Genomic DNA, 6,846 nt, shown 5'->3' with positions numbered 1-6,846 from the left:
GTAATGAATGCCCTGGATCAGCGCGCTCGCACAGTTTCCGATGCCTGCGATGGCAATACGGATTTTGGCCCTCTGCATGACGTAACCTGTGAGTTAGGGAATTTACAAAACAGTAGGTGAAAATCGGGCAAGGCGCGTCAAAAGGATGTGAGCACCCTCACACTTTTGTGACGGAATGATGGCCGATACACCGTATCGGCGCCATTTCCGTCCCCGTGACCCATAAGCGGTGTGCCGGGGCCGGATTCCAACCGGCCATTCAGCATGCCCGGTGAGAGGAACGGTGGGGGCCGTCGCTATTGAATCCGGCGATCACCTATGAAAGAAACGGGCACCCCTCCGCTTTCCCATGGTGCAGTTTTCGATGCGAATATTATTCACTTTCGAGAACCCTTTACCAAGCACCGAAGCGGACGCTGAAGTATTTACCACCACGGCCCGGTATCTGGCCCCGCTGACGGAAGGGGCGTGGCTGCACGTCCCCCTGAAGGACGCGGCTGGTCGGGCGGCGGCGGAGGCCCTGGCCGGCATGCCGGTGATCGACGCGCGTGCGCCGATCATGCCGGCGGCGCTGCGGCATTTCCTCTGCGGGCTCACCCTGCCTTTCCGGAAAGAGTTTCGCCGGGCCGACGTGGTCTACACCCGCAACCTCTGGGTCGCCTGGATGGCCATCCTGTTCGGGCAGAAGGTCGCCTTCGATCACTACCGCCCATGGCCCGACCAGATCCCGCCGCTGCAGTTCTGGCTGTACCGCCTGCTCAGCCATCCGCGCTTCATCGTCAAAATCTGCCATTCCGATTACACCCGGCGCAAATATCTGGCCTTGGGAATTCCCGAGGACAAAGTGCGCTGCATCCGCAACGGCTATGAACCGGCCCGGTTCCAAGCCCGCATCCCCCTTGAGGAGGCCAAGCGGCGGATCGGCGTCGAGCCCGGTCAGAAAACGGTCGTCTACACCGGCCGGGTGAACCACAAGAAGGGCTTGGCCCTGGCGGTCGAAGCGGCCAGGGAGCGGCCGGATGTCCTGTTCATCCTGGTGGGGTCGTATGGGGAAGGGCCGATCGAGGCCATGGCCCGCGACGTGCCCAATGTCCGCATCGTCCCCTATCAGCCGGCGGACAAGCTAGCCGACTACATCTACGCCGCAGACATTCTGCTGATTCCGCCGTCCTGGCTGCCGCTGGCGGAGTTCGGATCGACAGTCCTGCCGCTGAAGGTATTTTTCTACCTCGCTTCCGGCCGGCCCATCCTTGCTGGGCGCACCCCCGATGTGGGCGAGGTGCTGCGCCACGATGAGAACGCCCATCTCTGCCCACCCGATTCCGTACCCGACCTTGTCGCCGGCATAGACGCGCTGCTGGGCGATCCCGCCCGTGCCGCCCGCTTGGCGGAAACGGCCCTGGCCGACAGCCGTGACTACACCTGGGCCGCGCGGGCGCAGCGCATCTACGCCCTGGTGGAGGAGCGCATGCGCGCCGCCCCGGTGAGGGCCGGCACTTGGGGCAGGCGGGAATTCCGGGCGTGGCGCCAGCAGTCGCGCCATTGGCTGGCCCACCTGGTCAATAAGGGCGCCTGGGTACTGCCGCCCCGTCCCGAGGCCACCCTCGGAATGGATAGGAAAACGTGAGCGACGGCGACCATCAGCGCCATCTGCGCCGGGGCTTCAACTGGCTGGGCGGCGCCACCGTCCTGGCCAAGGTCATCGATTTCTCCACCATCCTCGCCGTGCTGACCTTCCTCAGCAAGGAACAGGTGGGAGTGGCCTCATTGGTCATCTCCACCGGCATGGTGATCGAGGCCTTCGACGGGTTGGGCACGGGCGACGCTCTGGTCCAGGCGCCCGCGGTGGCCAAGCGTCAGCTGGACAGCCTCTTCTGGTTCATTCTGGGCGCCGCCTTTCTGATGGGTGCGGTGACCTTGGCGGCGGCACCGGGGCTGGAGGCCCTGTACGGCGTCACCGGCATGGCGGCCTACTTCGTCGCCGTGGCCGCCAAGCAGCCGATGGTCGCCGCCGCTGTGATCCCGCTGGCGCTGCTGAACCGCGACCTGAAATATGAGCGGATCGCCGTCGTCAACGTGGCGGCCACGCTGGGGGCGGCGCTGACGCGGCTGGGCCTGGCTGTGGCGGGCGCCGGGGCCTGGGCCCTGGTGGCGGGTTATGTTTCCAGCGGTCTCTACACGCTGATCGGCGCCACGCTGGCGCGCCCCTTCCGCCCGGGGGCGCACTTCCGGCGGGACGACATCCGCGGCCTGGTCCGCTTCGGCTTCCGCGCCGCGGCGGTCAACCTGTTCGAGCAAATCTTCAAGAACATCGATTTCCTGCTGGTGGGCTGGTTCTACGGCCCGGCCCCCCTGGCGCTGTACCGGGTCGCCTTCGACATCGCCATGGAACCGGTGATGGCGGTGGGCACGCTCATCAACCGCACGGCGCTGCCCGTCTTCGCCCGCCTGGCTGGCGACAGGGCCGGACTGACCCGATCGCTGACCTGGTCCTTGCGCCGACTGGCCCTGCTGACGGCCCCCCTGATGGTGGGCCTGATCCTGGCGGCCGATCCTCTGACCACCCTGATCCATGACGACCACGGCCTCAGCTATACCGCCGCCGCCCTGCCGCTGAAGCTGTTGGCCGCGGCCGCCCTGCTGCGCGTGACCTCGCAACTGCTGACGCCGCTGATGATGGCGTCGGGACGGCCGGGCCTGGCGGCCCAGCTGTCAGCCGCCACGCTGACCCTGCTGAGCGCCGGCATCGTCGCGGTGGGGGCCCTGCTGCCGGCCGAGGGCGGAATCATCGCCGTCGCGGCGGTGTGGCTGGCGATCTATCCGCCGCTGCTGGCGTGGGGCGCCCGCTATCTGGAGCGGACATGGGCCATCGGCGCCGCCAGCGTCGCCCGGGCCTTCCTGCTGCCCGCCGCCGGCGTTGCCGTCATGGCCGCCGTGGTCTGGACCCTGCGCCTGCTGCCCGGGGGCGAAAGGCCCGCTGTCAGCGTCGCCATCGTCGCGGTGGCGATGGCGGCCGCCTACGGCGGGCTGTTCCGGTACGACCGGGAAAAGCCGGTCAGCTGACCGGCTTGGCCGCACCATCCGCCGGCGGCGCGCCGGCCGGCCGGACCGTGGGGTCCGGAATGGACTGGCGCCGCCGGTCGAACATGCTCATCTGGTGCACGCAGCTCAGGGTGCACGTCGGGGCGCAGCCCTTTTCGGTGTGATATTCCCGCTTGATGTCTTCCAGCGTGTAGTCCAGCAGCGGCTTGTTGGGATAGCCGCGCTGCTGCGAACACCAATGCACCCGCCCGTCCTCGGTGACGTACAGGTAACGGGCGCCGGCGCGGCACTGCCAATCGTTGGCCTGGCCGTTCATCAGGTTTTTCTGGAACAGCCGGTAGTTCAAGGTGTGCACCAGGGACGGCGAAATCTGGGTGACCTTCTCATAGGCCAGCATCTGCGCTGGGCTCAGGGGCTTCAGCGTGCCGCTGCCGTCATGCAACACGCCCACGGAATGCTGCAGGCCGAACTTGGCAGCCGTTTCCGCCACCGTCACCACGTCCTGCGTCCGCTCCCCCGTGACGCCCAGCACGGAGTTCACATTGACCTTGAACAGCGCATGCTTGGACAGCAGCTCCAGCTTGCCCTCGACCGACTTCAGGCTCTTCATCGAGATTTCGTCGGGCTCAAGGTTGTCGATGCTGATCTGCATGCCCTGAAGGCCAGCGGCATTCAGGCGGTCGATCCATTCCTTGGTCAGGCGGAAGCCGTTGGTGATGGTGGTGACGATCATCCCCTTCTGCCGGGCATGGCGCACGGCCTTGTCCAGGTCGGGGTTCAGCAGGGGCTCGCCGCCCGTGAAGGTGATGGAGGACGTCTTCAGCGCCGCCAGATGATCGACGCGCGCCAGCAAGTCCTTCAGCGGTACGGGCGGGGAGAAGTCGTCATATTCGTTGCAATAGCCGCAGGCCAGGTTGCAGCGGCGCGTCACCACGACCTGGGCTAGCAGCGGCGTGTACCGCTGCCCGACGGCGCGGGCGGCGAAGCGGAGACCGGCGGCCAGGTTTTCCAGGCGGCCGGGACGGGTGGTATCAGTCGTCGAGGTCATGGGGACATTCCGCGCAGCAGATCGTGTTTCGCAGCAGGCCGTGTTTCAAAGCGAAGGGACCGAGGATCAAACCGGAAGGGGCGGCAGGCGCCGCCGCGCCCGGCGCCAGGGCGGAGGCCACCAGCGCAGGCCGGCCACGTCCAACATCTCCTCCCCCGCCATGGGGTGGCGACCTTCGGCCTCCGGCGCGTGGCCGTAAAGTGTTTCTTGCGCCGGCCAGCGGTGAAATGGCGTCCAGGTCCAGGCGCCATGGCGCCGGTACGTCTTCATCAGGCTGCGCGCCAGGGCGACGTCGGGCCGGACGTGGCGCCGATCCGTCCAGCACGGGGCGCCGGCCAGCCGGGTGGCCAGCGGCCAGCTCCTGGTGTCCACATAGTTGCTGAACCAGACGCGAAAGCCCAGCTCCGCCTGAAGGGTGGTGACGGCACGGTGGACCTGCACGTGCTCGGCGTGGCCGTACTCCCCCCAGGGGTTATGGGTGTAGACCTCCGCGCATCCCGCCAGGGCCGGGCGCAGGGCCGCCATCAGGCGGGGAAAGTTCGCCTCATAACGGGTGCGGGCCGCCGCGTCGGTGATCTGCAGCCCCTGGGGCGTGACCATCGGGCTGGCCCGGTCGATGGCGAAGCCGGCGCCGCTTTCCGGAATGCGGAGGTCGATCAGGCCCGGCAAGGCCAGGGCCGCCACCGCGCGCTGCCGCGCCGCCGCCTTGGCCGGCCGACCGAAGGGATCGCCGAAGCAGAAGACAACCCGGTCGGCCCCGGCGAGGGCGGAGCTGAGCCATAGGATCTCGTCGTCCGGATGGGCGACCACGACTGCCCGCCCAGCCATCCTCTGGTCACTCCCCCGTTCGGGACCTGAGGCGCCGTCATGCCGCATGGCCGGCCACCTGGTCGTATATATCCTCCAGCGCTGCCGTCTGGCGGGTGATGTCGAACCGCGCCCCCACGTGAGCGCGCGCCTCCCATCCCATGCGGTGGCGCAGGTCGCGGTTGTCCAGCAGGGTTTCCATATGCCGGGCCAGGGCCTCGGCATCGCGCTCCGGCGCCAGCAGGCCGGTGCGGTCCTCCACGATGGCTTCCGGAATGCCACCGATGCGGCTGCCGATCACGGGGACACCGGTGGCGGCGGCCTCCAGCATGACCATGCCCAGGCCCTCGACGCGCCCGGTGTTGGTGCGCACGCTGGGCAGGACCAGCATCGCCGCCCGGCGCATCCGCGCCAGAACCTCGGTATGGGGCAGGGCTCCCAAGAAGCGTATGCGACTGCTCAATCCCAGCGTTCCCGCAAGCCGTTGCAACGGCTTGCGCAAAGGCCCGTCGCCGATGATGTCCAGTTGGGCCTTGGGATGCCAATCCGCAAGAAGGGAGAAGGCGCGGATCAGATATTCCGCCCCTTTCACCTCCACCAGGCGGGCGACGTGCAGGATGGTCGGCGTCTCCTCCTCCGGGTCGCGGGGGCGGATGGCCTGGCAATCGACGCCGATGTAGTGCACCCGCGTCCGCTCCGCCGGGAAGCCCATGGCCAGCACCCGCTCCCGAATGAAGGCGGAGGCGCAGAGGAACAGGTCCCCCTGCCGGGCCAGGCGGCCGCGGAACAGGGGATAGTTCACCCAGGCGGGCGACATCATCAGCGCCGCGGTTGACAGCGTCGCGTCGAAGCCGTGGAAGGTGGTGATCAGCGGCAGGCCCAGGCGACGCGCCACCGGCAGGGCATAGACGCCCTCCACCCCGAAATGGGCATGGATCAGGGCCGGGCGCCGCCCCGCCAGCAGGCGCTGATACGGTGCCGGATCGCGGGTCAGCATCTGCCAGCCGATGCGGGGCAGGGTGAGGCGCGGCCAGAGATCGGCCAGCGCCAGCGAGGCGGCGCCCGGCGGCGGCGGGCCATACCGCAGGCGCCCGACGTATAGCGGCGCATGGCGGCGCAGGAAGCGCGCCTGCTCCGTGATGAAGGTCTCGGAAACCCGGAACAGATTGTGCCGGAAGATGACCACGTCACGCATGCATGGGGTCTTCACAGGGCTTGAAGTCCATCTGTCGCCGCCCGTACATGGTGCGTGCGGGCGCGCCCGGAAGAATGGACTGGTGGGGGACAAGTTGGTGATGCGAGGCAAGCTTAAAGCCCGCGCCGTGCTGGCGGGCATCTGGTCTCTGGCGGTGGTGGCGGCCCCGGTGACGGCGGTCCTGGCCCTGCCCGCGGTGGCCCGGGCGGAGAAGGCGGTGGCCATGCCCGGCCCGCCGTGCGACCCGGCCGATGCCGCCCAGGTCCGGCTGCGGCTCAACATCACCGGCATGCACTCGGGCAAGGGCAACGTCACCATCACCATCTATCCGGACGATGCCGATCATTTCCTGGACGGTGCCTATAAGGTCGCCCGCCAGATCCTGCCGGTCGTCCTGCCCGTGACGGAGGCCTGTTTCGTCCTGCCCCAGGCCGGCCATTACGCGGTCGCGTTGTTTCATGATGAAAACGACAATGGCCATTTCGATACGACGATGCTCGGCATTCCGGCGGAGGGGTACGGCTTCTCCAACAATCCGACGCTGTACCTGGGACCGCCGGACCTGGGCAAGGTGCGCATCCCCGTCCAGGCCGGGGACAATCCCGTTTCCGTGCTGATGAAGTACTACTGAGCGGCGGCGCGGATTTCGGGCTGGGCGACCGGCTCTGCCGGGATGAGGCCCAGTTCGCGTCCCGTGGTGGCGAACAGGGAGAGGGCGTGGTCGATCTGGCTGCGGCTGTGAGCGGCGCTGACG

At 67.9% G+C, this 6,846-nt stretch carries 6 protein-coding genes; 3 read left to right on the top strand and 3 right to left on the bottom strand.

The genetic code is table 11. The features are described 5' to 3' along the window. Positions 1 to 364: 364 nt before the first annotated feature. Both FBZ87_RS28880 and FBZ87_RS28875 read left to right on the top strand, forming a co-directional pair. Positions 365 to 1,627 (top strand): glycosyltransferase family 4 protein, encoded by a 1,263-nt coding sequence (locus tag FBZ87_RS28880; RefSeq protein ID WP_145614018.1) that lies wholly within the window; start codon positions 365 to 367, stop codon positions 1,625 to 1,627. After that, entirely contained in the window at positions 1,624 to 3,063 is a 1,440-nt protein-coding gene (locus tag FBZ87_RS28875) for an oligosaccharide flippase family protein (RefSeq protein WP_145614017.1), read from the top strand. Before FBZ87_RS28880 ends, FBZ87_RS28875 begins: the two co-directional genes overlap by 4 nt. Here the strand turns inward: FBZ87_RS28875 and FBZ87_RS28870 are convergent. The 3 genes from FBZ87_RS28870 to FBZ87_RS28860 all read right to left on the bottom strand — a co-directional run bounded on the left by FBZ87_RS28870 (position 3,056) and on the right by FBZ87_RS28860 (position 6,092). After that, positions 3,056 to 4,090 (bottom strand): radical SAM protein, encoded by a 1,035-nt coding sequence (locus tag FBZ87_RS28870; RefSeq protein WP_145614016.1) that lies wholly within the window; start codon positions 4,088 to 4,090, stop codon positions 3,056 to 3,058. The two genes, FBZ87_RS28875 and FBZ87_RS28870, sit on opposite strands and share 8 nt — an antisense overlap. A 66-nt stretch (positions 4,091 to 4,156) precedes the next feature. Continuing rightward, the gene (locus tag FBZ87_RS28865; RefSeq protein ID WP_145614015.1) at positions 4,157 to 4,918 is read right to left on the bottom strand and encodes a PIG-L family deacetylase; all 762 of its coding nucleotides are present in this window, start codon (positions 4,916 to 4,918) and stop codon (positions 4,157 to 4,159) included. A 37-nt stretch (positions 4,919 to 4,955) separates the two neighbouring features. Then, a complete protein-coding gene (locus FBZ87_RS28860; RefSeq protein WP_145614014.1) occupies positions 4,956 to 6,092 on the bottom strand; it encodes a glycosyltransferase in 1,137 nt (378 codons plus the stop codon). A 100-nt stretch (positions 6,093 to 6,192) separates the two neighbouring features. On the opposite strand from FBZ87_RS28860, the gene FBZ87_RS28855 reads away from it, so the two are divergent. Next, on the top strand, positions 6,193 to 6,723 hold the full coding sequence (locus FBZ87_RS28855) for a DUF2141 domain-containing protein (protein ID WP_145614013.1): 531 nt from the start codon (positions 6,193 to 6,195) through the stop codon (positions 6,721 to 6,723). Positions 6,724 to 6,846 lie beyond the last annotated feature (123 nt).

Source organism: Nitrospirillum amazonense, assembly GCF_007828035.1.
Classification (GTDB): Bacteria; Pseudomonadota; Alphaproteobacteria; order Azospirillales; family Azospirillaceae; genus Nitrospirillum; species Nitrospirillum amazonense.
Note: the sequence above shows the minus strand (reverse complement) of the source record. Positions and strands in the feature narration are given on the sequence as shown.